General features: G+C 62.9%; 30 protein-coding genes and 1 tRNA gene. 17 read left to right on the top strand and 14 right to left on the bottom strand.

What is annotated here, in order from left to right; genetic code table 11:
- Window positions 1–95: 95 nt before the first annotated feature.
- The 7 genes from H040_RS07185 to H040_RS07160 form a co-directional block, all read right to left on the bottom strand.
- Window positions 96–1,118 (bottom strand): DNA topoisomerase IB, encoded by a 1,023-nt coding sequence (locus H040_RS07185; RefSeq protein WP_027920538.1) that lies wholly within the window; start codon window positions 1,116–1,118, stop codon window positions 96–98.
- Between the two features lie 57 nt (window positions 1,119–1,175).
- Entirely contained in the window at window positions 1,176–2,267 is a 1,092-nt protein-coding gene (modC, locus tag H040_RS07180; protein WP_027920537.1) for a molybdenum ABC transporter ATP-binding protein, read from the bottom strand.
- Between the two features lies 1 nt (window position 2,268).
- On the bottom strand, window positions 2,269–2,949 hold the full coding sequence (gene modB / locus H040_RS07175) for a molybdate ABC transporter permease subunit (RefSeq protein ID WP_027920536.1): 681 nt from the start codon (window positions 2,947–2,949) through the stop codon (window positions 2,269–2,271).
- A complete protein-coding gene (gene modA / locus H040_RS07170; RefSeq protein WP_027920535.1) occupies window positions 2,949–3,707 on the bottom strand; it encodes a molybdate ABC transporter substrate-binding protein in 759 nt (252 codons plus the stop codon). Before modA ends, modB begins: the two co-directional genes overlap by 1 nt.
- A gap of 166 nt (window positions 3,708–3,873) precedes the next feature.
- Window positions 3,874–4,950 (bottom strand): NAD(P)H-dependent flavin oxidoreductase, encoded by a 1,077-nt coding sequence (locus H040_RS07165; RefSeq protein ID WP_027920534.1) that lies wholly within the window; start codon window positions 4,948–4,950, stop codon window positions 3,874–3,876.
- A gap of 24 nt (window positions 4,951–4,974) precedes the next feature.
- The gene (locus H040_RS27460; RefSeq protein ID WP_165837353.1) at window positions 4,975–5,145 is read right to left on the bottom strand and encodes a hypothetical protein; all 171 of its coding nucleotides are present in this window, start codon (window positions 5,143–5,145) and stop codon (window positions 4,975–4,977) included.
- A gap of 8 nt (window positions 5,146–5,153) precedes the next feature.
- The gene (locus H040_RS07160) at window positions 5,154–5,456 is read right to left on the bottom strand and encodes a DUF1883 domain-containing protein (protein WP_027920533.1); all 303 of its coding nucleotides are present in this window, start codon (window positions 5,454–5,456) and stop codon (window positions 5,154–5,156) included.
- A 159-nt stretch (window positions 5,457–5,615) separates the two neighbouring features.
- Here H040_RS07160 and H040_RS07155 point away from each other — a divergent pair, with 159 nt between their 5' ends.
- The 8 genes from H040_RS07155 (at window position 5,616) to H040_RS07120 (ending at window position 13,163) form a co-directional block, all read left to right on the top strand.
- Window positions 5,616–5,975, top strand: coding sequence for a hypothetical protein (locus H040_RS07155; RefSeq protein WP_027920532.1), 360 nt, complete (start codon window positions 5,616–5,618; stop codon window positions 5,973–5,975).
- Between the two features lie 145 nt (window positions 5,976–6,120).
- A complete protein-coding gene (locus H040_RS07150; RefSeq protein WP_027920531.1) occupies window positions 6,121–6,771 on the top strand; it encodes a c-type cytochrome in 651 nt (216 codons plus the stop codon).
- Window positions 6,768–7,688: a c-type cytochrome gene (locus tag H040_RS07145; RefSeq protein ID WP_027920530.1), complete on the top strand. Its 921-nt coding sequence runs from the start codon at window positions 6,768–6,770 to the stop codon at window positions 7,686–7,688. Before H040_RS07150 ends, H040_RS07145 begins: the two co-directional genes overlap by 4 nt.
- 196 nt (window positions 7,689–7,884) lie before the next feature.
- Window positions 7,885–8,724, top strand: coding sequence for a UTP--glucose-1-phosphate uridylyltransferase GalU (galU, locus tag H040_RS07140; RefSeq protein WP_027920529.1), 840 nt, complete (start codon window positions 7,885–7,887; stop codon window positions 8,722–8,724).
- Between the two features lie 99 nt (window positions 8,725–8,823).
- Window positions 8,824–10,179, top strand: coding sequence for a glutathione-disulfide reductase (gene gorA / locus H040_RS07135; RefSeq protein WP_027920528.1), 1,356 nt, complete (start codon window positions 8,824–8,826; stop codon window positions 10,177–10,179).
- A gap of 311 nt (window positions 10,180–10,490) precedes the next feature.
- A complete protein-coding gene (ahpC, locus tag H040_RS07130) occupies window positions 10,491–11,054 on the top strand; it encodes an alkyl hydroperoxide reductase subunit C (RefSeq protein WP_004375926.1) in 564 nt (187 codons plus the stop codon).
- A 189-nt stretch (window positions 11,055–11,243) separates the two neighbouring features.
- Window positions 11,244–12,806: an alkyl hydroperoxide reductase subunit F gene (gene ahpF, locus H040_RS07125; RefSeq protein WP_027920527.1), complete on the top strand. Its 1,563-nt coding sequence runs from the start codon at window positions 11,244–11,246 to the stop codon at window positions 12,804–12,806.
- Window positions 12,807–12,974: 168 nt separating this feature from the next.
- Window positions 12,975–13,163, top strand: coding sequence for a hypothetical protein (locus H040_RS07120; protein WP_027920526.1), 189 nt, complete (start codon window positions 12,975–12,977; stop codon window positions 13,161–13,163).
- A gap of 5 nt (window positions 13,164–13,168) precedes the next feature.
- Here the strand turns inward: H040_RS07120 and H040_RS07115 are convergent, their stop codons facing one another.
- The 3 genes from H040_RS07115 to nhaR all read right to left on the bottom strand — a co-directional run bounded on the left by H040_RS07115 (window position 13,169) and on the right by nhaR (window position 16,109).
- On the bottom strand, window positions 13,169–13,816 hold the full coding sequence (locus H040_RS07115; RefSeq protein ID WP_027920525.1) for a YceH family protein: 648 nt from the start codon (window positions 13,814–13,816) through the stop codon (window positions 13,169–13,171).
- Between the two features lie 88 nt (window positions 13,817–13,904).
- Window positions 13,905–15,116: a serine/threonine transporter SstT gene (sstT, locus tag H040_RS07110; RefSeq protein WP_027920524.1), complete on the bottom strand. Its 1,212-nt coding sequence runs from the start codon at window positions 15,114–15,116 to the stop codon at window positions 13,905–13,907.
- Window positions 15,117–15,215: 99 nt separating this feature from the next.
- On the bottom strand, window positions 15,216–16,109 hold the full coding sequence (nhaR, locus tag H040_RS07105; protein ID WP_027920523.1) for a transcriptional activator NhaR: 894 nt from the start codon (window positions 16,107–16,109) through the stop codon (window positions 15,216–15,218).
- Between the two features lie 130 nt (window positions 16,110–16,239).
- On the opposite strand from nhaR, the gene H040_RS07100 reads away from it, so the two are divergent.
- Entirely contained in the window at window positions 16,240–16,479 is a 240-nt protein-coding gene (locus tag H040_RS07100; RefSeq protein WP_027920522.1) for a hypothetical protein, read from the top strand.
- Window positions 16,480–16,507: 28 nt separating this feature from the next.
- Window positions 16,508–17,260, top strand: coding sequence for a TerC family protein (locus H040_RS07095; protein WP_016391529.1), 753 nt, complete (start codon window positions 16,508–16,510; stop codon window positions 17,258–17,260).
- A 54-nt stretch (window positions 17,261–17,314) separates the two neighbouring features.
- Here the strand turns inward: H040_RS07095 and H040_RS07090 are convergent, their stop codons facing one another.
- Window positions 17,315–17,494, bottom strand: a complete 180-nt coding sequence (locus H040_RS07090) for a hypothetical protein (RefSeq protein ID WP_027920521.1) — start codon at window positions 17,492–17,494, stop codon at window positions 17,315–17,317.
- A 155-nt stretch (window positions 17,495–17,649) separates the two neighbouring features.
- On the opposite strand from H040_RS07090, the gene H040_RS07085 reads away from it, so the two are divergent.
- Window positions 17,650–18,393, top strand: a complete 744-nt coding sequence (locus H040_RS07085) for a peptidase C39 family protein (RefSeq protein WP_027920520.1) — start codon at window positions 17,650–17,652, stop codon at window positions 18,391–18,393.
- 135 nt (window positions 18,394–18,528) lie between these two features.
- Here the strand turns inward: H040_RS07085 and H040_RS07080 are convergent, their stop codons facing one another.
- Complete coding sequence (locus H040_RS07080; protein WP_027920519.1) at window positions 18,529–19,812, bottom strand: NAD(P)/FAD-dependent oxidoreductase; 1,284 nt, start codon at window positions 19,810–19,812, stop codon at window positions 18,529–18,531.
- A gap of 202 nt (window positions 19,813–20,014) precedes the next feature.
- On the opposite strand from H040_RS07080, the gene H040_RS07075 reads away from it, so the two are divergent.
- From H040_RS07075 to H040_RS07065, 3 genes are all read left to right on the top strand, one after another.
- Window positions 20,015–20,091: transfer RNA gene (locus tag H040_RS07075), tRNA-Val, on the top strand.
- 158 nt (window positions 20,092–20,249) lie between these two features.
- Entirely contained in the window at window positions 20,250–20,822 is a 573-nt protein-coding gene (locus H040_RS07070; protein ID WP_027920518.1) for an SPOR domain-containing protein, read from the top strand.
- 63 nt (window positions 20,823–20,885) lie between these two features.
- Window positions 20,886–21,311: a GTP pyrophosphokinase gene (locus H040_RS07065; protein ID WP_027920517.1), complete on the top strand. Its 426-nt coding sequence runs from the start codon at window positions 20,886–20,888 to the stop codon at window positions 21,309–21,311.
- A gap of 3 nt (window positions 21,312–21,314) precedes the next feature.
- Here H040_RS07065 and H040_RS07060 read toward each other — a convergent pair whose 3' ends face one another.
- Window positions 21,315–21,557, bottom strand: a complete 243-nt coding sequence (locus tag H040_RS07060) for a DUF1654 domain-containing protein (protein WP_027920516.1) — start codon at window positions 21,555–21,557, stop codon at window positions 21,315–21,317.
- Window positions 21,558–21,741: 184 nt separating this feature from the next.
- Window positions 21,742–22,830, bottom strand: a complete 1,089-nt coding sequence (locus H040_RS07055; RefSeq protein ID WP_027920515.1) for an asparaginase — start codon at window positions 22,828–22,830, stop codon at window positions 21,742–21,744.
- A 405-nt stretch (window positions 22,831–23,235) separates the two neighbouring features.
- On the opposite strand from H040_RS07055, the gene H040_RS07050 reads away from it, so the two are divergent.
- The 3 genes from H040_RS07050 to H040_RS07040 are packed head-to-tail and all read left to right on the top strand — an operon-like array spanning window position 23,236 to window position 26,758.
- Window positions 23,236–24,192, top strand: coding sequence for a sugar ABC transporter substrate-binding protein (locus H040_RS07050; RefSeq protein WP_027920514.1), 957 nt, complete (start codon window positions 23,236–23,238; stop codon window positions 24,190–24,192).
- A 20-nt stretch (window positions 24,193–24,212) separates the two neighbouring features.
- A complete protein-coding gene (locus H040_RS07045; RefSeq protein ID WP_027920513.1) occupies window positions 24,213–25,766 on the top strand; it encodes a sugar ABC transporter ATP-binding protein in 1,554 nt (517 codons plus the stop codon).
- Window positions 25,763–26,758 (top strand): ABC transporter permease, encoded by a 996-nt coding sequence (locus H040_RS07040; RefSeq protein ID WP_027920512.1) that lies wholly within the window; start codon window positions 25,763–25,765, stop codon window positions 26,756–26,758. The genes H040_RS07045 and H040_RS07040 overlap by 4 nt, the downstream gene beginning before the upstream one ends.
- Window positions 26,759–26,761 lie beyond the last annotated feature (3 nt).

Raw genomic sequence — 26,761 nt, 5'->3', positions numbered from 1 at the left:
CTGTTAAGCGTGTCGGCGAAGGTGCTCGATGGCAAGAATAGGGGGCTTCGGCCTTAATGGGAAATTTCTCTGCATGATGGGCTGCATAGTTCGGCTCAATCATCTGATTTTGCTTCCAAGGCCTGAAGAAACAGCAACAAGGCCACCTCTTCGGCATCCAATCCCTTGCGTACGCGGCGCCCAGGCAAGTCGGCCAGGCGCCCAAGGGCATAATGTTCAAGTACGGCAGGGTGGATATAGCAGCGCCGGCACACCGCCGGGGTATTGCCCAGGCGTGCAGCCACCTGTTTGACGATGCTCGCGACCTGGCGTTTGGCCTCACTCTCCGGCTCCCAGGCCAGCGGCCTGAGCAGGCTCAGCGCCAGGCTGCTGCCGGCCCAGGTGCGGTAGTCCTTGGCGGTGAAATCGGCGCCGGTCAGCTGTTGCAGGTACTGGTTGACGTCGCTGGAACCAATGCTGTGCCGCTGGCCGTCGTCGTCCAGGTACTGGAACAGCGCCTGCCCGGGCAGCTCCAGGCAGCGCTTGAGCAGGTTGGCCAGGCGTCGATCACGCAGCGTGACGGTGTGCTCCACGCCGCGCTTGCCGCGGAACTGGAAGCGCACGGTGCTGCCCTGTACCTGAACGTGGCGATTGCGCAAGGTGGTCAGCCCATAGGACTTGTTGTCGCGCAGGTAGCGCTGGTTGCCGATGCGGATCAGCGTGTGGTCGAGCAGGCTCACCACCAGCGCCATGACTTTCTCTCGATCAAGGCCCGGGCGGGCCAGGTGCACTTGCAGTTGCGCGCGCAGTTTTGGCAGGGCCTGGGCAAAGGCCAGCATGCGCCCGTACTTGTGCTGGTCACGCAGTTCGCGCCACTGGGTATGGTAGCGGTACTGCTTGCGACCGCGAGCGTCGCGGCCGGTGGCTTGCAGATGGCCCTGCGGGTCGCTGCAAATCCACACATCGGTGTAGGCCGGCGGGATCACCAGCGCGGCGATGCGCGCCAGGGTTTCGCTGTCGCGCACGCGCTGCCCCTGGGCGTCGAGGTAGATGAAGCGGTCGCGCCAGCGACGCCGGGTCAGGCCCGGCTGGCTGTCGTCGACATAGTGCAGGCTGGGTGGCAAAGGGCAGTCGAGCATCGGCGGCAGGCCTCGATCAGGTCATTGATCAATGGACAACAGCCGCTTCGATGATGCTCAGCCCAGTAGGGCCACCGACTTGATTTGCGCGAACAGCGCCTGGCCCGTGTGCAGGTCAAGCTGGTCTGCCGAGAAGCGGGTGATGCGTGCCAGCAAGGCATTGCCGCCGGCATCCAGGCTCACCAGTACATGCGCCGGGTTGTCCGCCGGGCGCGTTTCGCGCACCCGCACCGGCAGGCGGTTGAGAATGCTAGAGGTACTGTCGGCGCGCAGAGCCAAGCTCACATCACGGGCCTGGACCTTGACCCGCAAGGTGCTGCCCATGCTGTGCGCCGGATGGGCGATGCGCAGCAGCGGCGCGTCACTGCCGGGCAGGCGCAGGTCGAGCAGGTCGTAGTGCGGATCATGGCCGACGACGACGCCCTCGAAGACAACCCCGGCGTCCTCGCCCTGGGCCAGTGACAGGTCAAGGCGGGCCAAAGTCTCGCCGATTGGCCCGCTGGCCATGGCCCGGCCTTGCTCCAGCAGCACCAGGTGGTCGGCCAGCCGCGCCACTTCGTCCTGGGCATGGCTGACATACACCAGCGGGATATCCAGCTCGTCGTGCAGGCGTTCGAGGTACGGCAGGATCTCCCGCTTGCGTGGCCCGTCGAGCGCCGCCAGCGGCTCGTCCATCAACAGCAGCCGCGGGCTGCTGAGCAATGCCCGGGCAATGCCGACCCGTTGTGCCTCGCCGCCCGACAAGGTGGCCGGTTTGCGTTCGAGCAGGTGGCCGATGCCCAGCAGTTGGCATGCCTGGTCTAGGCTGACCTTGCGCTCGGCCACGGCAATGCGCCGCCAGCCGAACTCCAGATTGCCGCGCACCAACAGGTGGGGGAACAGGCTGGCCTCCTGAAACACGTAGCCCACCGGGCGCAGGTGCGGTGCCAGGAAGTGGCCACGGGCGCTGTCTTCCCAGACCTCACCGTTGACCTCGATATACGCACTGGCCGCCCGCTCCAGGCCGGCCAGGCAGCGCAGGCACGAAGTCTTTCCCGAGCCGGAGTGGCCAAACAGCGCGCTGATGCCGCGCCCGGGCAGTTGCAGGTCGACATCAAGGGTGAAGTCGTCGCGCGCCAGTTGCAGGCGCGCCACAATGGATCCGGTCATTTCAGCTCCAGCCTGCCTTGCTACGGCGCCCAGCGTAAAGCAGGAGCAGCACCAGGAACGAGAACACCAGCATGGCACCGGCCAGCCAGTGAGCTTGCGAATATTCCATGGCCTCGACGTGATCGAAGATCTGCACCGAGACCACACGGGTCTTGTCGGGGATGTTGCCACCGATCATCAGCACCACGCCGAACTCACCCACAGTGTGGGCAAAGCCGAGGATGCTGGCGGTGACGAAACCGGGGCGGGCCAGTGGCAGCACCACGTGGACGAACGTGTCCCAGGGGCTGGCGCGCAGGGTCGCGGCCACTTCCAGCGGGCGCTGGCCGATGGCCGCGAACGCGTTTTGCAGCGGCTGCACCACGAACGGCATGGAGTACACCGTCGAGCCGATCACAAGGCCCGTGAAGCTGAATACCACGGTACCCAGGCCCAATGCCTGGGTCGCCTGGCCGAGCCAGCCGTGCGGGCCGAGGGCGATCAGCAGATAGAAGCCGATCACCGTCGGCGGCAGCACCAGTGGCAGCGCCACCACCGCGCCCACCGGCCCGCGTAGCCAAGAGCGTGTGCGCGCCAGCCACCAGGCGATGGGCGTGCCGACGATCAGCAGGATCAACGTGGTCAGGCTGGCCAGTTTGATGGTCAGCCAGACGGCGCCGAAGTCACTGGCGTCCAGTGGCATCAGATTTCATAACCGTAGGACTTGATCACCGCAGCCGCTTTCGGGCCTTTCAGGTAGTCGACCAAGGCCTTGGCGGCAGCGTTGTCCTTGCCTTTGTTGAGGATGACCGCGTCCTGCCTGATGGGCTCGTGCAGGTTGGCGGGCACGATCCAGGCCGAACCTTCGGTCACCTTGCCATCCTTGTAGACCTGCGACAGGGCAACGAAGCCCAGTTCGGCGTTGCCGGTGGAGACGAACTGGAAGGCCTGGGTAATGTTCTGGCCTTCGACGATCTTGCTCTTGGTGGCCTCGGTCAGCTTCAGCTTGTCCAGTACCTGAGTGGCGGCCAGGCCGTAAGGCGCGGCTTTGGGGTTGGCAATTGACAGGTGCTGGAACTGGTTTTTCTTCAGCACTTCACCCTTGCTGTCCACGTAGCCCGGCTTGGCCGACCACAGGGCCAGGGTGCCGGTGGCGTAGGTGAAGCGCGAGCCCGGGACGATTTCCTTTTCCTCTTCCAGCTTCTTCGGGGTGCTGTCGTCAGCAGCGAGGAACACTTCGAACGGCGCGCCGTTCTTGATCTGCGCGTAAAACTGCCCGGTGGCGCCATAGGCGGCGACCAGTTTGTGGCCGGTGTCCTTCTCGAAGTCCTTGGCGATGGCCTGGATCGGCGCGGTGAAGTTCGCCGCGACTGCGACCTGCACCTCGTCGGCCCAGGCGCTGTTGAGGGAGATCAGGCTGGCCAGGGCAGGGGCGGCCAGGTGGAACGGGCGGATACGCATGAAGACAGCTCCTTGAGGTGGTTATCGTTATGGTGTGAACTATATAGCGATAAGCCATTTGTCGGGAAGGGGCTGGAGGAGGAGTTATAACCTGGGAGTCAGGTATTGGCAGTGCTGGCCTCTTCGCGTCGAACCGCCGCGAAGAGGCCGGCACTGGATGAAAACCTTATCGAGCAATCTGCGCCAATGCCTTTGAGGCAATCTCCCGGGTCAGTTGCTCGGCCGGCATATGCCGGCCCAGGCGCAATGCCTGCCCCGACCACAGGTTGCTGAAATCGCTGTTGCCCTGGGCATCGGTAATTGCCCGCAGTGGCATCAGGGCGCCGCCGGCCAGCGGGAAGCGCGGCGCCAGTTCGCTCATCGGCCCCAGCTCGCGCATGATGCGGTTGTTGATGCCACGCGCCGGGCGCCCGGTGAACAGGTTGGTCAACGCTGTGTCGCTGGCCGGTGCGCTGTCCAATGCCCGGCGGTGGGCAGGGGAGACCTTGGCTTGCGGGCAGAACAGGTAGGCCGTGCCGATTTGCACCGCGCTGGCGCCCAGTGCCAGGGCCGCCACCAGGCCACGATGGTCGCCGATGCCGCCAGCAGCGATCACCGGCAATCGCACCGCATCGGCGATCTGCGGCACCAGGGCGAAGGTGCCAATCTGGCTGGTGATGTCGTCGCTGAGGAACATGCCGCGATGGCCACCGGCTTCATAGCCCATGGCGATGATCGCATCGCAGCCGTTGGCTTCGAGCCACAGCGCTTCTTCTACCGTGGTGGCGCTGGACAGCACCTTGGCACCGCTGGCCTTTACCCGCCGCAGCAGCGCTGCTTGCGGCAAACCGAAGTGAAAGCTCACCACCTCCGGCCGCAATTGCTCGACCAGCACGCAGCTCTGTTCATCGAAGGGGGCGCGATTGGAAACGGGCGTAGGCGCGGCGAAGTCGGCGCCGACTTCGGCGTAGTACGGCTTCAATGCCTGCTTCCAGCGGGCGTCCCGCTCGGGGTCGGGGGCTGGTGGCTGGTGGCAGAAGAAGTTCAGGTTCAGTGGCAGGCCAGGGCAGGCGGCGCGAAACGCTTCGATCTCGCCACGCAGCTGCTCGCCGCTGAGCATGGCGCAGGGCAGGGCGCCCAGGCCCCCCGCGCTGGCCACGGCAATCGCCATGGCCGAACCGCTGGCACCGGCCATTGGCGCCTGGAGAATGGGCAACTCGATGCCCAGCAGATCGAGGATACGACGGTCGGGCCAGTTGCTCATGCGCTTCTCCTTGTTGCTGCTGCCTTACAGGGCTTTGCTCACCTGGATGTCGCTGATCTTCTCGGCGTCTTCGCCGTGGATCTTGCGCAGGGCTTCCATGGCCTGTTCGTGGGAGGCGTCTGCCATCACCGCGAAGTCCCAGCGGCGCTGGCCGTCGAGCTTGTACTTGATGACGTATTTGATGTTCTGGGTCATGGTGGGCCTTATCCGAGTTTCGACGACGAGCGGCGGATGATCTTGATCTTGTGGGTCAGGGTCGGTTTGCGCGTTACCGAGATCGGGCGGCTGGTCACGGTATCGATGGTGATGTTCCAAAAACCGGTGCTGGGTACGGTGATCTTGGCCGGGAAGCGCTCGAAGTGGCCGCCGTGGTAGGTGTGCCGGCCGCCGTTCTTGAAGCTGCGGAAATTGGCGTCGTTCATCAGGCGGATGTTGCAGCGCTGGGAGCACTCGATGACGACGATATCGTCCTCGTTGAGGTGCTCGCGCTGGTGTACGAATTTCATGGGGTGCTCCGCAAGGATTGGTTCTGCAAACGCGAAAGATACCACGATGTCGGCTTACGCTGCCGCGCCTGATGGCACCAGGCAGATAAAACGGCCAAGACGGGGAGCAAAACTGCCTGGTTGTTGTCCTACGCTCTCTTGTCATTCGAGGTGCGTCAAATGAAGTGGACGGTGGCGGCGTTGCTCCTTGCGCTGGGTGGTTGTGTCAGCGTGTCGGAACTTGAGCAATCCCATGAAACCATGGATGTCATGTCTGGCAAGACGCCGCGCGAATATGCCGATTGCATCAAGGCGCACCTGGCCAAAAGCCGTGACCCATTGGTGGAGGAGCAACGAGATGATGGCGTGCGTCTGATCGTGCCGCAAAAGCTCACGGCAGGTTCCGGGCCGGCAGCGCTGCTCGACATCCACAAACGCGGCAGCGGCAGCAGTATCAAGCTGCATGAGCGCATGAACAATTTTCCGCTGCGCCCGGGTGATGTACGCGAGGCGACGACCGCGTGCATCTCTGGTAGTTGATCTGGCTCAACGGATGCTCGGTTAAAAGGCTAATAGCCATCACTTGGTCGGCTTGAGCGTTGTTGCGAATTCCCTTACAGGGCTAGTATCCATTTGCTTATGTTTTTTAAGCCTAAGCTTATAACAAAAGAAATGGAGATTCGTGATGACACCGTTGAGTCGCGTCGTGATCGGCAGCCTGCTGATCCTGGCCTGGCCCGCGGCGCATGCCGCCGATGGTCAGAAAATCTTTACCCAGGGTGGGGTCAACCCCGCCGCCATGGCCTGCCTGGGTTGCCATGGTCCAGACGGCAAAGGGGTTGCCGCCGCAGGGTTCCCCCGCCTGGCTGGCCTGCCGGCCGGATACCTGAGCAAGCAATTGCATGACTGGCGCAATGGCAGCCGCCAACAGCCGGTCATGGCGCCGCTGGCCAAAGCCCTCAGCACCGATGAGATCGAGGCCGTCAGCCACTACCTGGCCGGGCTGCCTGGTGATCCTGCCCCAGACCTGCGCCGCCAGCAGATCGCAGGCAACCCCACCGAGCGCCTGGCCCTCTATGGTGACTGGAGCCGGCAGATCCCCGGTTGCGTGCAGTGCCATGGCCCAGGCGGCAGCGGCGTCGGTGAGCACTTCCCACCATTGGCCGGGCAGCCTGCTGCCTACCTGATGGCACAGCTCAACGGCTGGCGCGATGGCAGCCGCAGCAATGACCCCAACCAGTTGATGGCAGGCGTGGCCAAGGCCATGACCGACGCCGAAGTCAAGGCGATTGCCGAGTACTTCGCCCAACCCGCCAGCCCGGAGGTCAAGCCATGAGAACCCTGTTGCCAACGTTACTGCTGCTGGCTGCGAGCAATACCTTAGCCAATCAGGCACCCATCGCCATGGAGGACCAGTCGCAACTCAAGGTCCCCGGTGCCCAGGCCGCGCCACAGTTCGCACCGCCCGCCGAAAGCGAGCTGCCGGACAATGCCTTTGGCAAGATGGTCCGCGAGGGGCACGCGCTGTTCGTCGATACCCGCCGACTGATGCCGGAGGCCGTAGGTAATGGCATGAACTGCAGCAATTGCCACCTCGACCAGGGCCGCCTGGCGCATTCAGCGCCGCTGTGGGGCGCCTATCCGATGTACCCGGCCTACCGCAAGAAGAACGACAAGGTGAATACCTTTGCCGAGCGCATCCAGGGCTGCTTCCAGTTCAGCATGAATGGCAATCCGCCAGCTGCCGACAGCCCGCAGATGACCGCATTGTCGGTTTACGCCTACTGGCTTTCGACCAAGGCGCCCACCGGTGTGGAAATCGCCGGTCGCGGCTACCCCGAGGTGCCACAGCCAAAAGGCGGCTACGACTTCAAGCGCGGCCAGCAGGTCTACCGCGAACAGTGCGCCATCTGTCATGGTGACAACGGCGAGGGGCAGCAGGTGGCCGGTGAGTATGTGATGCCGCCACTCTGGGGCAAGGACTCCTACAACTGGGGCGCAGGCATGCACCGGATCAATACCGCCGCATCCTTCATCAAGTACAACATGCCACTGGGCAAGCCGGGCAGCCTGAGCGATCAGCAAGCCTGGGACGTGGCCGCCTGGGTGAACCGCCACGAGCGCCCCCAGGACCCGCGCCTGGTGGACGGTTCCATCGAGAAGACACGGCTGAAGTTCCACGCCAACGACGGCGTCAACCTGTATGGCCAGCAGGTAGACGGGGTGCTGGTCGGGCAGGGCAGCGGTCGCTGAAAGCACGTTGCGCCGGCCTTTTCGCGGCTGCCGCGCAGGGGCCGGATGACGGGATTTTCACGAACTTTTTGGAACTATCTACACTGGGTTATCTCTATGATGGCAACTGTCGTCACAGGAAGGGCATTGTAAGCTGCATGCCGCCTGATTAGACTGCGCCGAATTCCACAGGCCTCGCCTATGTTTAAGGATGTTTATGATCAAGAAATGCTTGTTCCCGGCAGCCGGTTACGGCACTCGCTTCCTGCCTGCTACCAAAGCCATGCCCAAGGAAATGCTGCCGGTGGTCAACAAGCCACTGATCCAGTATGGCGTTGAAGAAGCATTGGATGCTGGCCTGAACGAGATTTCCATCGTCACCGGTCGCGGCAAGCGCGCCCTGGAAGACCACTTCGACATCAGCTACGAGCTGGAAAACCAGATCAAGGGCACCGACAAGGAAAAATACCTGGTCGGTATTCGTCGCCTGCTCGACGAGTGCTCGTTCTCATACACCCGCCAGACCGAAATGAAGGGCCTGGGCCACGCCATCCTGACCGGCCGCCCGCTGATCGGTGACGAGCCGTTCGCCGTGGTGCTGGCCGACGACCTGTGCGTCAACCTCGAAGGCGACGGCGTGCTCGCGCAGATGGTCGAGCTGTACAAGAAATACCGCTGCTCGATCGTCGCCATCCAGGAAGTCGACCCGCAGGAAACCAACAAGTACGGCGTCATCGCCGGTGAAGAGATCAAGCCAGGTATCTTCCGCGTCTCCTCCATGGTCGAAAAGCCGAAGCCGGAAGATGCACCGTCGAACCTGGCGATCATTGGTCGCTACATCCTGACCCCGGACATCTTCGACAAGATCCAACAGACCGAGCCAGGCAAAGGCGGCGAGATCCAGATCACCGATGCGCTGATGAAGCAGGCTGCCAATGGCGATGTGATCGCCTACAAGTTCAAGGGCAAGCGTTTCGACTGCGGTGGCGCCGAAGGCTACATCGAGGCGACCAACTTCTGCTTCGAGAACTTCTACAAGGCCGGCAAGGCGTACTGATACGCCCATGCGGGTTCAAGGAGCCACCCTTCGGGGTGGCTTTTTTGTTTGCGGCGGGCAACGGCGGTATGCTGGGCGCCTGCCTAGGAGAGTGAATACATGGCCTACGATTTTGAGTTGTTCGTGATTGGCGCCGGTTCCGGCGGTGTGCGTGCGGCGCGCTTCGCTGCGGGCTTCGGTGCAAAAGTGGCAGTGGCCGAGAGCCGCTACCTGGGTGGCACCTGCGTCAACGTCGGTTGCGTGCCTAAGAAACTGCTGGTGTACGGCGCCCATGTCGCCGATGAGCTGGAACAGGCCGCAGGCTTCGGCTGGACCCTGGAAGAGGGCCACTTCGACTGGGGCACGTTGATTGCCAACAAGAACCGCGAGATCGAGCGCCTCAATGGCATCTACCGCAACCTGCTGGTGAACAGCGGCGTCACCTTGCTGCAAGGCCATGCCCGCATCACCGGCGCCCATGAAGTGGAAGTGGACGGCCAGCGCTACAGCGCCGAGCACATCCTGATTGCCACCGGCGGCTGGCCACAGGTGCCGGACATTCCGGGCAAGGAACTGGCCATCACCTCCAACGAGGCGTTCTACCTCAACGAGTTGCCGCGCCGCGTGCTGGTGGTCGGCGGTGGTTACATCGCCGTCGAATTCGCCGGCATCTTCCAGGGCCTGGGCGCCGATACCACCTTGCTGTATCGCGGTGACCTGTTCCTGCGCGGCTTCGACGGCTCGGTGCGTACCCACCTCAAGGAAGAGCTGGAAAAGCGCGGCCTGAACCTGCAGTTCAACGCCGACATCCAGCGCATTGACAAGCTTGACGACGGCAGCCTGAAAGCCACCCTCAAGGACGGCCGCGAGCTGATCGCCGATTGCGTGTTCTACGCCACCGGTCGGCGCCCGATGCTCGACAACCTGGGCCTGGAAAACACCGGCGTGGAGCTGGACGCCCGCGGCTTCATCCGCGTCGACGAGCAGTACCAGACCACCGCACCGTCGATCCTCGCCATTGGCGACGTGATCGGCCGCGTGCAGCTCACCCCGGTGGCGCTGGCCGAAGGCATGGCCGTGGCACGGCGGCTGTTCAAGCCTGAGCAATACCGCCCGGTGGATTACCAGAACATCCCGACTGCCGTGTTCAGCCAGCCACCGATCGGTACCGTCGGCCTGACTGAAGAGCAGGCACTGGAAGCTGGGCACAAGGTGCAGATCTTCGAAAGCCGCTTCCGCGCCATGAAGCTGACCCTTACCGACATTCAGGAAAAGACCCTGATGAAGCTGGTGGTGGATGCCGAGACCGACAAGGTGCTGGGCTGCCACATGGTCGGCCCGGATGCCGGCGAAATCATCCAGGGCCTGGGTGTTGCCTTGAAGGCTGGCGCGACCAAGTTGCAGTTCGACGAGACCATCGGCGTGCACCCGACCGCTGCCGAAGAGTTTGTCACCATGCGCACCGTCACCCGCTGATCAAGCCTGGCGCTGTGCCTTTGTAGGAGCGGCCTTGTGTCGCGAAAGGGCCGCATAGCGGCCCCAGGATATCGGCGTCAAAGCTGATGTTGCTGGGGCCGCTATGCGGCCCTTTCGCGACACGAGGCCGCTCCTACAGGGCACGGCGCCATCGTCGACATCGTTTGCTCAGCCCATTCCCTTCTATTAAATATGTGCGGTTATAGCCAAAACCAATCACAAGCATGAGCTTTGCCAATGAGCCTTTACGGGGACCAGCGGTTAGGATTCTCTCCATCAACTGATTCCAACCCCATGAAGGAGCGTCTCTCATGCCAATCATCAACAGCCAGGTCAAACCGTTCAACGCCACCGCCTACCACAAGGGCGAGTTCGTTCAGGTCAGCGAAGCCGACCTGAAAGGCAAGTGGTCCGTCGTGTTCTTCTACCCGGCCGACTTCACCTTCGTCTGCCCGACCGAACTGGGTGACCTCGCCGACAACTACGCCGAGTTCCAGAAGCTGGGCGTGGAAATCTACGGTGTTTCGACCGACACCCACTTCACCCACAAAGCCTGGCACGACACTTCGGACACCATCGGCAAGATCCAGTACCCACTGATCGGTGACCCGACCCACGTCATCTCGCGCAACTTCGACGTCCTGATCGAAGAAGCCGGCCTGGCGGATCGCGGTACCTTCGTGATCAACCCGGAAGGTCAGATCAAGATCGTCGAACTGAACGACGGTGGTGTTGGCCGCGATGCAGCCGAACTGCTGCGCAAGGTGAAGGCTGCCCAGTACGTTGCCGCTCACCCAGGTGAAGTCTGCCCGGCCAAGTGGAAAGAAGGTGAAGCTACTCTCGCTCCTTCCCTGGACTTGGTCGGCAAGATCTAAATTTTCGCCCGATAAGCGCCTGCGCAACGACCATCCCGCGCAGGCACTTCTCGAACGAAAATCCGGTCATGCGCCAGTGGCGGGCGGTGCGCAGCCGCCAAAGCTGAAGTACCCACCGCCCCGTAAGAACGCCCGGGCGAACGCGCCTGGGCGTTTTTGTATCCGAGTTTTGAAAAAGGAATCGCCCGTATGTTGGACGCCACGCTTAAATCGCAACTGAAAACCTACCTGGAGCGGGTCACCCAGCCGATCGAGATCGTTGCCTCCCTCGACGACGGCGCGAAGTCCCGCGAATTACACGACCTGCTGGTGGAAATCGCCGGCCTGTCGAACCTCATTACCTTCAGCGCGGATGGCAGCGATGCGCGTCGCCCTTCGTTCTCGCTGAACCGCCCGGGTTCCGATATCAGCCTGCGCTTCGCTGGCATCCCCATGGGCCACGAATTCACCTCGCTGGTGCTGGCACTGCTGCAAGTCGGCGGCCACCCGTCCAAGGCCAGTGCCGAAGTGATCGAGCAGATCCAGGCGCTGGAAGGCGAATTCACCTTTGAAACCTACTTCTCGCTGTCGTGCCAGAATTGCCCGGACGTGGTCCAGGCGCTGAACCTGATGGCCGTGCTCAACCCCAACGTGCGGCACGTGGCTATCGACGGTGCGTTGTTCCAGGATGAAGTCGAGTCGCGCAAGATCATGGCGGTGCCGAGCATCTACCTGAACGGCGAATTGTTCGGCCAGGGCCGCATGGGCCTTGAAGAGATCCTTGGCAAGATCGACACCAGCGCCGGCAGCCGCCAGGCCGAGAAGATCAACGCCAAGGACGCCTTTGACGTGCTGGTGGTGGGTGGTGGCCCAGCCGGTGCTGCAGCGGCCATCTACGCCGCGCGCAAAGGCATCCGTACCGGTGTGGCTGCCGAGCGCTTTGGCGGCCAGGTACTCGACACCCTGGCCATCGAGAACTTCATCTCGGTACAGGAAACCGAGGGGCCGAAGCTGGCCACGGCACTGGAAGAGCACGTCAAGCAGTACGACGTCGACATCATGAACCTGCAGCGCGGTGAAGCGCTGATTCCGGCTACCGACGGCGGCCTGCATGAAGTGCGCCTGGCCAGCGGCGCCTCGCTCAAGGCCAAGACGGTGATCCTCGCCACTGGCGCCCGCTGGCGCGAAATGAATGTGCCGGGCGAGCAGGAATACCGCTCCCGTGGTGTGGCCTACTGCCCGCACTGCGACGGCCCGCTGTTCAAGGGCAAGCGTGTGGCGGTGATTGGCGGCGGCAATTCGGGTGTGGAAGCGGCCATCGATCTGGCAGGTATCGTCGCCCAGGTGACGCTGATCGAGTTCGACAGCCAGCTGCGTGCCGATGCAGTGCTGCAGCGCAAGCTGCACAGCCTGCCGAACGTCAAGGTGATCACCAGTGCGTTGACTACCGAAGTGGTCGGCAATGGTGAAAAAGTGACGGGCTTGCGTTACAAGGATCGCACCACCGATGAGGTGCATGACCTGGCGCTGGAAGGCATCTTCGTGCAGATCGGCCTGCTGCCGAACACTGATTGGCTCAAGGGCACTGTCGAGCTGTCGCCGCGTGGCGAGATCATCGTCGACGCCAAGGGCCAGACCAGTGTGCCGGGTGTGTTTGCCGCGGGTGACGTGACCACTGTGCCGTACAAGCAGATCGTTATCGCGGTGGGCGAGGGCGCCAAGGCCTCGCTGGCGGCGTTCGATCACCTGATCCGCACTTCGGCGCCGGCGTAAGCCTGTACCGGCCTGTTCGCGGCTAAAGCCACTCCTACAGGTACAGCGCACGCCTTATGGGCAGTGATTCCCCTGTAGCAGCGGCTTTAGCCGCGAAAGGGCCGGTACCAGCAATGCAAAAACTGAGGGTGTCTATGATTACTGCAGACACCCTCAGGAACCTGACCCATGACCCTGATCAGCCGCGAACCCTGGTGGCTAGTCCCCCCCAAGCCCGGGCAGAAAGAGCAGGACCTGCACTGGGGCTACCTCGAGATCTACGCCGACGGCCGCACCGTGTTCGTCGACCAGCGCCCGACAGAGCGGGAGCTGGCCGAGCGCAAGAGTTGTCGCAACTTCCCCGACCCTGAGCAGTAGCGCCTTCAGCCTTCCAGCTCGGCCAGGCGTGCTTCCAGCGCGGCGATTCGCGCTTCCAACGCTTCGATACGCTCTTCCGACACGCTGGTGCCACTGCTGCGAGCACCGCCTTCCTGCTGGCGCGCCGCCAGAATCGCCTCGATTTCCGCCGGGTCACCGAGAGCGTGGGTATAGCGGTCTTCCCGTTGCCCGGCCTGGCGTGGCAGGTGCAGGGCCAGGCCGCGGGAAATCAGGCGCTCGAGCTGGTGCTGGATCTGTTCGGTGTCGTCGAAGTCGTGCAGGCGGTTGCTGCGGGTCAGCAGTTCGTTGAGGGTTTGTGGCCCGCGCAGGAACATCAGGCCCATCAGTACCAGCTGCGCCGGTACCAGCTCCAGGGCCTTGTCCACCCGCTGCTCCCAGCGGTCAGCGCGGCTGCCCATTTGCAGGCGGGTCATATCCTGGCTTTCGAGGGCGCGCAGGGCCTGGCCGACCTGCCCCTGGGTGAGGTTCATCACCGGCTCGCGGCTGGTCTTCTGGTTACAGGCCAGGACCAGGGCGTTGAGGGTCAGCGGGTAGCTTTCCGGGCTGGTGGCCTGCTTCTCGATCAGCGCGCCAAGAATGCGGATCTCGATGCTGCTGAAGCGGCCTTCACCTGCGGTTTCGTGTTCTGACATGGCCCTGTCTCATTACTGGGGAAAGGCCACTAGCGTAGGTAATGCCGCGAGGTAAGGCAATTGGGGCCGCATGGCGGCCCCGGCTAGCTCAACTGCTGCGACGATCTTCAGCCATGCAGGCCGCCGCTGTGAACAGCACATCGGTCGACGAATTCAGTGCCGTCTCTGCCGAATCCTGCAGCACGCCGATGATAAAGCCCACCGCCACCACCTGCATGGCTATCTCGCTGGGGATGCCGAACAGGCTGCACGCCAGCGGAATCAGCAGCAACGACCCGCCGGCCACGCCCGAAGCACCACAGGCACAAACCGCCGCCACCACGCTCAGCAGCACGGCGGTCGGCAAGTCGACTGGAATGCCCAACGTATGCACCGCCGCCAGGGTCAGCACGGTGATGGTGATCGCTGCGCCTGCCATGTTGATGGTCGCGCCCAGCGGGATCGACACTGAATAGGTGTCCTCATGCAGCCCCAGGCGCTCCGACAGTGCCAGGTTGACCGGAATGTTGGCCGCTGAACTGCGGGTGAAGAACGCGGTGATGCCGCTTTCGCGCAGGCACAGCAACGTCAGCGGGTAAGGGTTGCGGCGGATCTTCCAGAACACGATCAGCGGGTTCATCACCAGCGCCACGAACAGCATGCAGCCGATCAGCACGCCCAGCAGGTGCAGGTAGCCGAGCAGGGCGCTCAAGCCAGCCTGGGCCAGGGTCGAGCTGACCAGGCCGAAGATGCCCAGTGGGGCGAAGCGGATGACCACACGCACGATCAGGGTCACGCCATTGGACAGGTCCTCGACCACGGTGCGGGTGGTTTCGCCGGCGTGGCGCAGGGCCACACCCAGGCCGATGGCCCAGGTCAGCACGCCGATGAAGTTGGCATTGAGCAAGGCGTTGACCGGGTTGTCGACTGCGCTAAGCAGCAGGTTCTGCATCACTTCGGCGATGCCGCCCGGCGCGCTGAGCGTCGCTTCGCCGGTACTCAGGGCCAGCTGCGAAGGGAACAGCATACTGGCGACCACAGCCACCACGGCGGCGGCGAAGGTACCCAGCAAGTACAGCCAGAGGATCGGGCGGATGTGGGTTTCCTGGCCGTGGCGGTGGTTGGCGATCGACGCCATGACCAGGATGAACACCAGCACCGGCGCGACCGCCTTGAGGGCGCTGACGAACACTTTGCCGAGGAATGCCAGGTCACGGGCGATGGCAGGTGCCAGCAGGGCCAGGGCGATGCCGGCGACCAGGCCGATGACGATCTGGGTCACCAGGCTGGTGCGGTTGAGGAGTCGGAAAACAGGAGTCATGTACAGCGGTATCTCGGCGTTTGCATAAAGGGCGCGATTTTACCATAGACCCTTGGTGGGCAGGTCCGACCTCTTCGCGGGCAAGTCGGGGCGCCACCACTACCAATGAAACAGCTCCCGCCGTGCCCCCTCGGTAATCGCCACGATCCCCGGGTGCTTGACCTTGCGCTCCACCGAAATGGCATAGAACGACTCATGCACCGCCTCGGTCTGGCCAATCAACTCGACGCCATACTGGCGGCACACTTCCTCTGCAATTACGCTGGGCGCGACGAAAACGCCACTGCCCGACTGCCCGAACGCCTGCATCAGTGCGCTGTCATCGAACTCGCCAACAATCCTCGGCTGCACCTGTTGCTCGCCCAGCCAGCGCAGCAGGCGGCTGCTCACCACGGTTTCCGGGCCGGGAATCAACAGCGGAGCATCCTGCAGGCAGGCGGGGAAGGGGCCGGCATGCTGCCTGGCCAGGGCCGGGGTAGCGAAGAAGCTCAGGCCGCATTCGCCGAGCTTCTGGCTGTAGCCCTTGATATCCAGGTGGCTAGGCATCGGGCTGTCGGAAATCACCAGGTCCAGGCGCTGGATCGCCAGGTCTGCCAGCAGCCGTTCGAGCTTGTCTTCGCGGCAGTTGATGCGTAGCACCTCGTCCAGCTCCATGGTCGGTGCCAGCAGGCGATAGACGATCGACTTCGGCACCACATCGGCCACCCCCACGCGAAACAGGATCTGCTCTTGCGGGCCAGCCCTGAGCATGGCCTCCAGTTCGCCGCCGATCTGGAACATCTGCTCGGCGTAGACCAGCGTCTGGCGGCCGGTCTCGGTCAGCTCCAGTTGCCGGCCGACGCGCTGGAACAGCTCCAGCCCGTAGGTCTGTTCGAACAGGCTGATCTGCCCGCTGATGGTCTGTGGGGTCAGGTTCAGCTGTTCGCTGGCGCGGGCAATGCTGCCGGTCTTGGCCACGGCCCAGAAGTAGTGGAGCTGGCGGTAGTTGAGCACGAACGCAGGTCCCGATTCGAAAAAACCGAAGTATACACGCTGAAAATACGAATTTTCCTGAGGTATTGGCGTCTTTAGAATGCGACCCCATGGCGCTACGCGCCGCCGGGATTTTTCAAGCGAGGACACCATGCTGCATCTCAAATCCATTGGCACACCGTTGGTGCTGGCCCTGGCGCTGTTCACCCTGGCCGGTTGCGACCAGGCCGAGAAGTCTGCCCAGCAGATGCTCGACCAGGCCGCGCAGTCGGCCAAGCAAGCCATCGATGACACCAACAAGGCCGCCCAGCAGGCATTGAGCGAGGCCATCGGCAGTGAGGGCCACAAGCCCAAGGATGCCGAAAAGAAAGCACACACCCAGGAAATCTGACCCTAACCGCCGCTGCAGGATTTGAACAATGGAATACTTGCTGGAACTCGCCGCTAGCCCTACCGCCTGGGTCGCCCTGGCTACCCTGGTGGCCATGGAAGTGGTACTGGGTATCGACAACCTGATCTTCATCTCGATCCTGACCAACAAACTGCCGGTGGAGTACCGCTCCAAGGCGCGCCGTATCGGTATCAGCATGGCCCTGGTCATGCGCCTGGCCCTGCTCAGCACCGTGGCCTGGATCGTGCAGTTGACCGACCCGGTGTTCGAGGTGTTCGGCAACGCCTTCTCCTGGAAGGACGTGATCCTGATTGCCGGCGGCCTGTTCCTGCTGTGGAAAGCCACCAAAGAGATTCACGAGAACGTCGACCCGCACGGTGCCAAGGAAGAAGCCAAGGTCTCTTCCACGGTTACCCTGGGCTTCGCTGCAGCGATCTTCCAGATCCTGCTGCTGGACATCGTCTTCTCGGTCGACAGCATCATCACCGCCGTGGGCATGACCGAGCACCTGCCGATCATGATCATTGCCGTGATTACCGCCGTGATCGTCATGATGGTCGCTGCCGACCCGCTGGCCAATTTCATCAACGACAACCCGACAGTGGTCATGCTGGCCCTGGGCTTCCTGATCATGATCGGCATGACGCTGATCGCCGAAGGTTTTGGCGCCCATGTACCGAAGGGTTATGTGTATGCGGCGATGGCCTTCTCGACGGTGATCGAGATCCTCAACATCCTGGCTCGCCGGGCGCGGCTCAAGCGCGAAGCAGCTGAAGGCTGATGTAAAAAAAACGGGGCGCTCTTTGCGCCCCGTTCGCATACAGGTGAAGAAACCTCAATGCACCCCGGCATGCCGCCGTGCCCTGCGTACAGGCTGCGCCTTGGCCGGGGCCTGCGGTGGCAGGTGGTGATGCTGGGAATGACGCCGCACGATACGCAGAACACCCCACAGCATGGCGGCCGCGACGCTCAGCCACATACCTACCAGCATGAGGATTGCCATGGTCAGGCTCATGTGTGCCTCCTTCTCTTGGGCAACCTGAGGTTTGCCCTCCAGACACTGCTTTAGTCTAGCTGCCCGCCCGTGACGTTCCATTGACCAAAGGTTGATTGCTTAAGCCGATTGGTTCCGTTCTCTTGTCGGACTATACCCGCGCAACGCAGCGCCCTATGATCGGTGGCCAGAGCCGGGCGCTGCCTGCCTGGCATCGGAACAAGCGAGTGTCCATGGAGCAACATTCCTGCAAGAGCTGGTTGACCATCCCACGTCAGCTGTTGGCCGCCTGCCTGGTGGCCGCGACCCTGGGCGGTTGTGCCAGCGCACCACCTGCCAGCCTCAAGGGCATGCCGCAGCGGGTCGAAATCAGCAGCGTGCCGTTCTACCGCGGCAATGCCAACCACAGCGGGGCGATGGCCCTGGCCGCGCTACTGTCGCAGCAAGGCGCGCCGATTACCCCCGGGTTGCTGGACAAGCCGCTGAACCTGCCGAAGGGGGTCGAGGCGCTGGAAACCAGTATCCCGCGTGTGGCGCGTGAGTACGGCATGGTCGTGTACCCGCTGGACAAGCAGCTGGATGCCTTGCTGGCCCAGGTGGCTGCTGGCAATCCGGTGCTGTTGCGTTACGAGGAAGGCTCGGCGTGGTGGAGCGAACCGCGTTATGCGGTGCTGATCGGCTATGACAGCTTCAAGAAGCGCGTGCTGCTGCGCTCGGGGATGCATCGGCGCCAGCTGATGGCGTTCGACGACTTTGCCTCGGCGTGGGCGAAGGAGGGGAGTTGGGCAGTGCTGGTGCAGCCACCGCGCCAGCTGCCGGCCCAGGTGGACCGCCAGCGTTGGCTGCAGGCTGCCGACGAACTGGCCCGGGCGGGCCAGGAGGTTGCGGCAAAACAAGCCGTGCGTAGCCTGAACAAATAGTGTTGTCAGTGCCGGCCCTTTCGCGGCGGTTCGACGCCTCGATAAACCCGCGCCCACAAGTACTGCACTGGTTTTGAACCTTGTGCGGTCCCTGTGGGAGCGGGTTTAACCGCGAAGAGTTTGGGCCTGCTTATATCAGAAACCCAGGCGATCGCGCAGGCTGTAGTACCAGGCGCCGATTGCGCTGAACGGTACACGCAGCATCTGGCCACCCGGGAATGGGTAGTGCGGCAGGCCGGCGAAGGCGTCGAAACGTTCGGCCTGGCCACGCAGCGCCTCGGCCAGCACCTTGCCCGCCAGGTGGGTGTAGGTCACGCCGTGGCCCGAGCAACCCTGCGAGTAGTAGATGTTGTCGCCGATACGGCCGACCTGGGGCAGACGCGACAGGGTCAGCAGGAAGTTGCCGGTCCAGGCGTAGTCGATCTTGACGTTCTTCAGCTGCGGGAAGGCCTTGAGCATCTTCGGGCGAATGATCGCTTCGATGTTGGCCGGGTCGCGCGCGCCGTACACCACGCCACCGCCGAAGATCAGGCGCTTGTCGCTGGTCAGGCGGTAGTAGTCGAGCAGGTAGTTGCAGTCTTCCACGCAGTAGTCCTGCGGCAGCAGGGTGCGGGCCAGTTCATCGCCCAGCGGTTCGGTGGTGATCACCTGGGTGCCGCATGGCATCGACTTGGCCGCCAGCTCAGGTACCAGGTTGCCCAGGTAGGCGTTGCCGGCAACGATGATGAACTTGGCACGGATCTTACCTTGCGGGGTGTGCACCACCGGGTTGGCACCACGCTCGATGCGGATGGCCGGGGTCTGCTCATAAATGATGCCGCCCAGCGATTCGACCGCGGCCGCTTCGCCCAGGGCCAGGTTCAGCGGGTGGATGTGGCCGCCGCTCATGTCCAGCATGCCGCCCACGTAGTTGTCGCAGGCGACCACTTCACGGATGCGCTTCTGGTCCATCAGCTCCAGCTGGGTGTGGCCGAAGCGTTCCCACAGGCGCTTTTGCGACTCCAGGTGGCCCATCTGCTTGCTGGTCAGGGCGGCGAATACGCCACCGTCCTTCAGGTCGCACTGGATGTTGTACTTGGCCACGCGCTCACGGATGATGCGGCCGCCTTCGAAGGCCATCTTGCCCAGCAACTGTGCTTCCTTGGGGCCGACAGTGCGTTCGATGACGTCGATGTCGCGGCTGTAGCTGTTGACGATCTGGCCACCGTTGCGGCCCGATGCGCCGAAGCCGACCTTGGCCGCTTCGACGATGCTCACCTTGAAGCCGTTTTCCAGCAGGAACAGCGCGCTGGACAGGCCGGTGTAGCCGGCACCAATGATGCAGATATCGGTTTCCACCTCACCCTGCAGCGCCGGACGTGGCGGCACCGGGTTGGCCGAGGCGGCGTAGTAGGACTGGGGGTAGGGGGTGTTAGCCATGCTGCAGAAACCTCTGTGTTTTATATTTTTAACGAATGTACCGATGCTATCAATAATAATAAACACCCGCTAGTCGTCTGTTGAAAATCCTTTACTGGCCTCCAGTCGGCACTTCTCTATAAACAGTTTAAGATTCAGTGAGTTAGCGCGAAAAAAAGTGTTGACAGGGTTTTTGGAATGCGTAGAATGCGCACCACACGACAGGCACATAGCTCAGTTGGTTAGAGCACCACCTTGACATGGTGGGGGTCGTTGGTTCGAGTCCAATTGTGCCTACCAAACAAAGCCCCGGTTTCCGGGCATCAGAAAGGGCGATCCGAAAGGGTCGCCCTTTTTGTATTCTGAATTGCCATCGAAGCAGCGTGTAACCTTTGGTCGCGGGCGGTGCCCTGGGCGGCCGTGGTAGAATCCGCCCCTTCGAATCTGGAGGTACACGCGTGCGCAAACTGGCAGTGGTATTGGCAGTGCTGGCCCTGGCGGGCTGTGAGAACGAGGTCGAGGGTGTGCACAAGCAGGTTGCCGAGCACCTGCACAACCCCAAGACCGCCAAGTTCGGCAACGTGCGGATCGACACCAAGGGCACCATCTGCGGCCAGGTCCGCGGCAAGGACGATGCTGGCCAGTACGAGGCTTACCGCAGCTACGTGGCAATCAAAGGTGCCGATGGCCAATACGAAATCATCGTCGATGACGGCGGCAACAACCTGCGCATCCGGGAGTATTGCGGCGGTGCCGATCTGCAGCGTCGCGCCGAAGCGCTGGCGGGTCAGCCTGCACCTGAAGGGTGGGATGTCGAAGTGATCCAGGGTGCCAACATGGGCGCGCTGAGCGACATGACCGCACGCCTTATCGAGAAGGGTATCCCGTCCTCGGTCGAATACCGCGACGGCAAACCGGTAGTGTTGATGGGGCCGTTCCCGAGCAAGGCTGAAGCCGACGCGCGCAGGGCTGAGGTGATGGCCAAGCTGGGTACCGATTCGGTCGTCATCCAGCATGGTGCGCAGCGCTAACTGTTATCTGTAGTCTTCCCCGGCTATGCTTGGCCTGAGACAAGCCAAACGGGGGAGGGCCTCATGTCTACGCTGGAGCGGGCCATTGCTGTGGCCGCCAGAGCACATGAAGGGCAATACGACAAGGGTGGAGCGGCTTATATCCTGCACCCGCTGCGGGTGATGATGCGGGTCAGCACGCCAGAGCAGCGCATTGTCGCAGTGCTGCATGACGTGATCGAAGATACGACGCTGACCGTTTCCGATCTGGCCCGAGAGGGCTTTCCCCTGAAGATTCTCGCCGCCTTGCTGGCCCTGAGCCGGCATCAGGGCGAGAGCTACCATGACTTCGTCGTGCGCCTGGGCAGCGACCCGCTGGCGCGTACCGTCAAGCTGGCCGACCTGGCCGACAACAGTGATCTCTCGCGCATACCCGTTCCTGGCCCTGCCGACCTGGCGCGACTGGCCCGTTACCGCGAGGCCAGTGCCTACCTGCAGGCGCTGGCCTGAGCCTCAATCTTCCTTCGGCACGGTCCAGAAGATCTGCACGCCGCCATCGTCGCGGTGGGCGAGGGTGACGTTGTCGTTCTCGGCGATTTCCTCGAGCAGGGTTTCCCAGTCATCGGGCGACTCGTGTTCCTGGCGGAAGATCAGTGCGGCGCGGCTGCGCTGGGCGAGGGGGTTGTTGATGATCTTCTGGATACGCAGGCCCAGTTGTTGATAGCTGCTTGCGGTTGCGGAGTCGGTGCTGGCCACGGGGGCGATTCCTTGTTGTGCTGTATGTGCGTACAGTATTTCAAGGCAAAATATTTCGCAACTGGCTCGGTGCTGGATTCTTCGCGGGCAAGCCGCTCCCACAGGGTTATGCGGTACCTGTAGGAGCGGCTGTAGCCGCGAAAGGGCCGGGGCAAGCAGCGCACCTGCCCACGTCATACCAGAATCAGTACTCCCAGAAGATCCGCTGCAGCTCCTTGCTGTCCTGGGTCTTGGTCATCGCCACCATCGCCAGGATCCGTGCCTTCTGCGGGTTCAGGTCATGCGCCACCACCCAGTCATACTTGTCATCAGGCTGTTCGGCATTACGCAGCACGAAACCACCCTGGTTGACGTGGGAAGAGCGAATGATCTGCACGCCGTTCTTGTGCAGCTCCTGCAGCGTCGGCACTACCCGCGACGACACCGAGCCATTGCCGGTACCGGCATGGATGATCGCTTTTGCACCGCCCTGCGCCAGCGCCTTGTAGGCCGTGTCGCTGACATTGCCGTAGCTGTAGGCGATGTCCACCTGCGGCAGGCTGCTGATCTGCTTGATGTCGAACTCTGATTGGGTAGTGTGGCGCTTGGCTGGCAGGCGGAACCAGTACGATTTGCCTTCCACCACCATGCCCATCGGGCCCCAGGCGCTCTTGAAGGCTTCGGTCTTGATGTTTACCGACTTGCTCACATCGCGACCCGACTGGATCTCGTCGTTCATGGTCACCAGCACGCCCTTGCCGCGCGATTGCTTGTCACTGGCCACCGCCACGGCGTTGTACAGGTTGAGCATGCCGTCGGCAGACATCGCCGTGCCTGGGCGCATCGAGCCAACTACCACGATCGGTTTGTCGGTCTTCTCCACCAGGTTCAGGAAGTAGGCGGTTTCTTCCAGGGTGTCGGTGCCATGGGTGATGACAATGCCATCGACGTCCTTGCTGTCGGCAAGCTCGGCGACGCGCTTGGCCAGTTTCAGCAAATCGTCATTGGTGATGCTTTCGGAGGCAATTTGCATCACTTGCTCGCCGCGCACATTGGCCAGGTCGGCCAGTTCCGGCACGCCGGCAATCAGCTTGTCGACGCCGAGCTTTGCGGCCTGGTAGGTGGCGCTGTTGGCAGCGCTGGCGCCGGCGCCGGCAATGGTGCCGCCGGTGGCGAGGATGACCACGTTGGCCAGTTTCTGTTGGGTTTCGGCTTCCTTCGCCGAGGCAGTGGCGGGCAGGATCAGCAGTAGCGCCAGGGCGCTGGGGGCGAAGGACTTCAGTGCAGCATTCATAATTATTGTTCTCTCTCTTCCTGATGAGGTGGTTGCTGTGTCGCACAAGTGCGTAGGCAGGTTTCGTACCACTCCTATGCGGCCAGGTGTGTAGGAGCGGCCTTGCGTCGCGAAAGGGGTGCGAAGCACCCCCAGGATTTCAGCTTCGCCGCTTGAATTGCCGGGGCCGCGTTGCGGCCCTTTCGCGACGCAAGGCCGCACCTACAAGGGCGTATTCCATTCGGAACCCCGAACAAGCATAGGAAAAGGTGTTCGGTTTTTCGGAAAAATTCCGGATAATCTGCACCAGCAGCGTCTTGACCCCGCAAGCGAAACGGATTTGACAAAACCAGGTCTTGTTTCCATAGTTACGCAACGCAAACGTTTGCGATCCGATAAAAATCACAAGATTCGGAGTCATCTTTCATGAAGCTGCCGTTCCCCGGTCGTCTGCTGGCGCTCGCCGTCATGTCCTCGCTGTCCCTCGCCATGCCGCTGTCTGCCGCCCACGCAGAGGAAAAACCCAAGGTCGCGCTGGTGATGAAGTCACTGGCCAACGAATTCTTCCGTACCATGGAAGACGGCGCCAAGGACTACCAGAAAGCCCACCCTGGCGATTTCGACCTGGTTGCCAACGGCATCAAGAACGAAACCGATACCGGTGAACAGATCCGCATCGTCGAGCAGATGGTCAACTCGGGCGCCAAGGCCCTGGTGATCGCGCCGGCCGACTCCAAGGCGCTGGTTTCGGCGGTGAAGAAGGCCATGGACCAGGGCGTCATCGTCATCAACATCGACAACCGCCTGGACCCTGAACTGCTCAAGAGCAAGGGCATCAGCGTGCCCTTCGTCGGCCCCGACAACCGCAAAGGCGCGCGCATGGTGGGCGACTACCTGGCCAAGGAAAAACTCAAGGCCGGTGACCAGGTCGGCATCATCGAGGGCGTGCCGACCACCACCAACGCCCAGCAGCGTACCGCTGGCTTCAAGGATGCAATGGACGCCGCGAAGATGAAGATCGTCTCGGTGCAGTCCGGCAACTGGGAGATCGACAAGGGCAATGCCGTCGCCGCTTCCATGCTCAACGAATACCCTGACCTCAAGGCGCTGCTGGCCGGTAACGACAGCATGGCCCTGGGCGCCGTCTCGGCCGTGCGTGCCGCCGGCAAGGCAGGCCAGGTGCAGGTGGTCGGCTACGACAACATCAATGCCATCAAACCGATGCTCAAGGATGGCCGCGTGCTCGCCACCCTCGACCAGGCTGCTAGCCAACAGGCGGTGTACGGTATCCAGGCAGCGCTGAAAGTGCTCAAGGGCGAGAAGCCGGACGTGGACGCCGACAACGTCATCCAGACCCCGGTCGAACTCATCACCCAGCCCTGACCCCAGCAGGAGAAGTGGCCATGTCTGCTTCGGCCAATGAAGTGGTGCTTGCCGCCAGCGCGCTGGGCAAAAGCTACGCCCAGCCAGTGCTGGCGGAGGTCAGCCTGGCCCTGCGCGCCGGTGAAGTGCTGGCGCTGACCGGCGAGAACGGCGCGGGCAAGAGCACCCTGTCCAAGCTCATTTGTGGCCTGGAAACGCCCACCACCGGGCACATGACCTACCGCGGCCAGGCTTACGCGCCCACCAGCCGCAGCGAGGCCGAGCGCCTCGGCGTGCGCATGGTCATGCAGGAGCTCAACTTGCTGCCGACCCTGACCGTGGCGGAAAACCTGTTCCTCGACAACCTGCCCAGCCGCTTCGGCTGGATCAGCCAGAAGCGCCTGCGCCAGCTGGCCACGGCTGCCATGGCCCAGGTCGGCCTGGAGGCCATCGACCCAGACACCCCGGTTGGCGAGCTGGGCATTGGCCATCAGCAGATGGTCGAGATCGCCCGCAACCTGATTGGCGACTGCCATGTGCTGATTTTCGACGAACCTACGGCCATGCTCACCGCCCGCGAAGTGGAGTTGCTGTTCACGCAGATTGAGCGCCTGCGCCAGCGCGGCGTGGCCATCGTCTACATCTCCCACCGCCTGGAGGAGTTGCAGCGCGTGGCCCAGCGCATTGTCGTGCTGCGCGACGGCCAGCGGGTGTGCGACGAACCCATTCAGCGTTACAGCAGCGCCGAACTGGTCAACCTGATGGTCGGGCGCGAGCTGGGCGAACATATCGACCTGGGTCGGCGCAGCATTGGCGCGCCGTTGCTCAAGGTCGACAAACTGTGCCGCGGCGACAAGGTGCGTGATGTGTCGCTGCAGGTCAGGGCAGGGGAGATCTTCGGCGTCTCTGGGCTGATCGGCGCCGGGCGCACCGAGCTGCTGCGGCTGATCTACGGTGCCGACCGGGCCGACAGCGGCAGCATCGAGATCGGCCAGCCACTCAAAGCGGTGTCCATCGATTCGCCCAAGGCTGCCGTAAAGGCCGGTATTGCCCTGATCACCGAAGACCGCAAGGGCGAGGGCCTGCTGCTGACGCAATCGATCAGCGCCAACATCGCCCTCGGTAATCTGCCTGCAGTGTCGCGTGCTGGCGTACTCGACAGCGACGCGGAAAGGGCCCTGGCCGAACGCCAGATCAGCGCCATGCGCATCCGCAGTGCCAGCCCGGCACAGGTGGTTGGCGAGCTGTCTGGCGGCAACCAGCAGAAGGTGGTGATCGGTCGGTGGCTGGAACGCGACTGCCAGGTGCTGCTGTTCGACGAGCCTACCCGTGGCATCGACGTCGGCGCCAAATTCGACATCTATGGCCTGCTGGCTGAACTGGCGCGCCAGGGCAAGGCCCTGGTGGTGGTGTCCAGCGACCTGCGCGAGCTGATGCTGATCTGCGACCGCATCGCCGTCCTCTCTGCCGGTCGCCTGATCGATACCTTCGACCGTGAACACTGGAGCCAGGACCAGCTCCTGGCTGCCGCCTTCGCCGGCTATCAAAAACGTGATGCCTTGCTGCACGAAGCAGCGCCCAGGATGGATGCATGAAGACCACACCCCTCGACACCCCGAGCGGCGCGCCCGTGCGCCGCAGCGGTAGCTACTACGGCCTGGGCACCTACCTGGGCCTGGCCGGTGCATTGCTGGCGATGATTGTGCTGTTCTCGTTCCTGAGCAGCCACTTCTGGTCGTACGCCACCTTCAGTACCTTGGCCAACCAGATCCCAGACCTGATGGTGCTGGCCGTGGGCATGACCTTCGTGCTGATCATCGGCGGCATCGACCTGTCGGTCGGTTCGGTGCTGGCCCTGGCGGCATCCACGGTCAGTGTGGCGATCCTCGGCTGGGGCTGGGGCGTGCTGCCCGCAGCCTTGCTCGGCATGGCCGTCGCCGCCCTGGCCGGCAGTATCACCGGCGGCGTGACAGTGGCCTGGCGCATCCCTTCGTTCATCGTCTCACTCGGTGTGCTGGAGATGGCTCGCGGCCTGGCCTATCAGTTCACCGACTCGCGTACTGCCTATATCGGCGACGCCTACGCCTGGTTTTCCAACCCCGTGGCATTCGGCATCTCGCCGGCTTTCATCATCGCCTTGCTGGTGATCGTGGTGGCCCAGCTGGTGCTGACCCGCACCGTGTTCGGCCGTTACCTGATCGGCATCGGCACCAACGAAGAGGCCGTGCGCCTGGCCGGTATCGACCCGCGCCCGTACAAGGTGCTGGTGTTTGCCCTGATGGGGCTGCTCGCCGGGTTGGCTGCGCTGTTTCAGATTTCGCGCCTGGAAGCTGCCGACCCTAACGCCGGCTCCGGCCTCGAGCTGCAGGTGATCGCCGCCGTGGTGATCGGCGGCACCAGCCTGATGGGCGGGCGCGGCTCGGTCATCAGTACCTTGTTCGGTGTGCTGATCATCTCCGTGCTGGCCGCAGGGCTGGCGCAGATCGGCGCGTCGGAACCTACCAAACGCATCATCACCGGGGCGGTGATCGTCATCGCCGTGGTGCTCGACACTTATCGAAGCCGGCGTGCAGGCCGGCGGAACTGACAT

This window comes from Pseudomonas sp. URMO17WK12:I7, from assembly GCF_003269045.1.
GTDB lineage: Bacteria > Pseudomonadota > Gammaproteobacteria > Pseudomonadales > Pseudomonadaceae > Aquipseudomonas > Aquipseudomonas putida_J.
The sequence above is the reverse complement of the archived record's forward strand: the minus strand, read 5'-3'. Positions and strand labels throughout refer to the sequence as shown.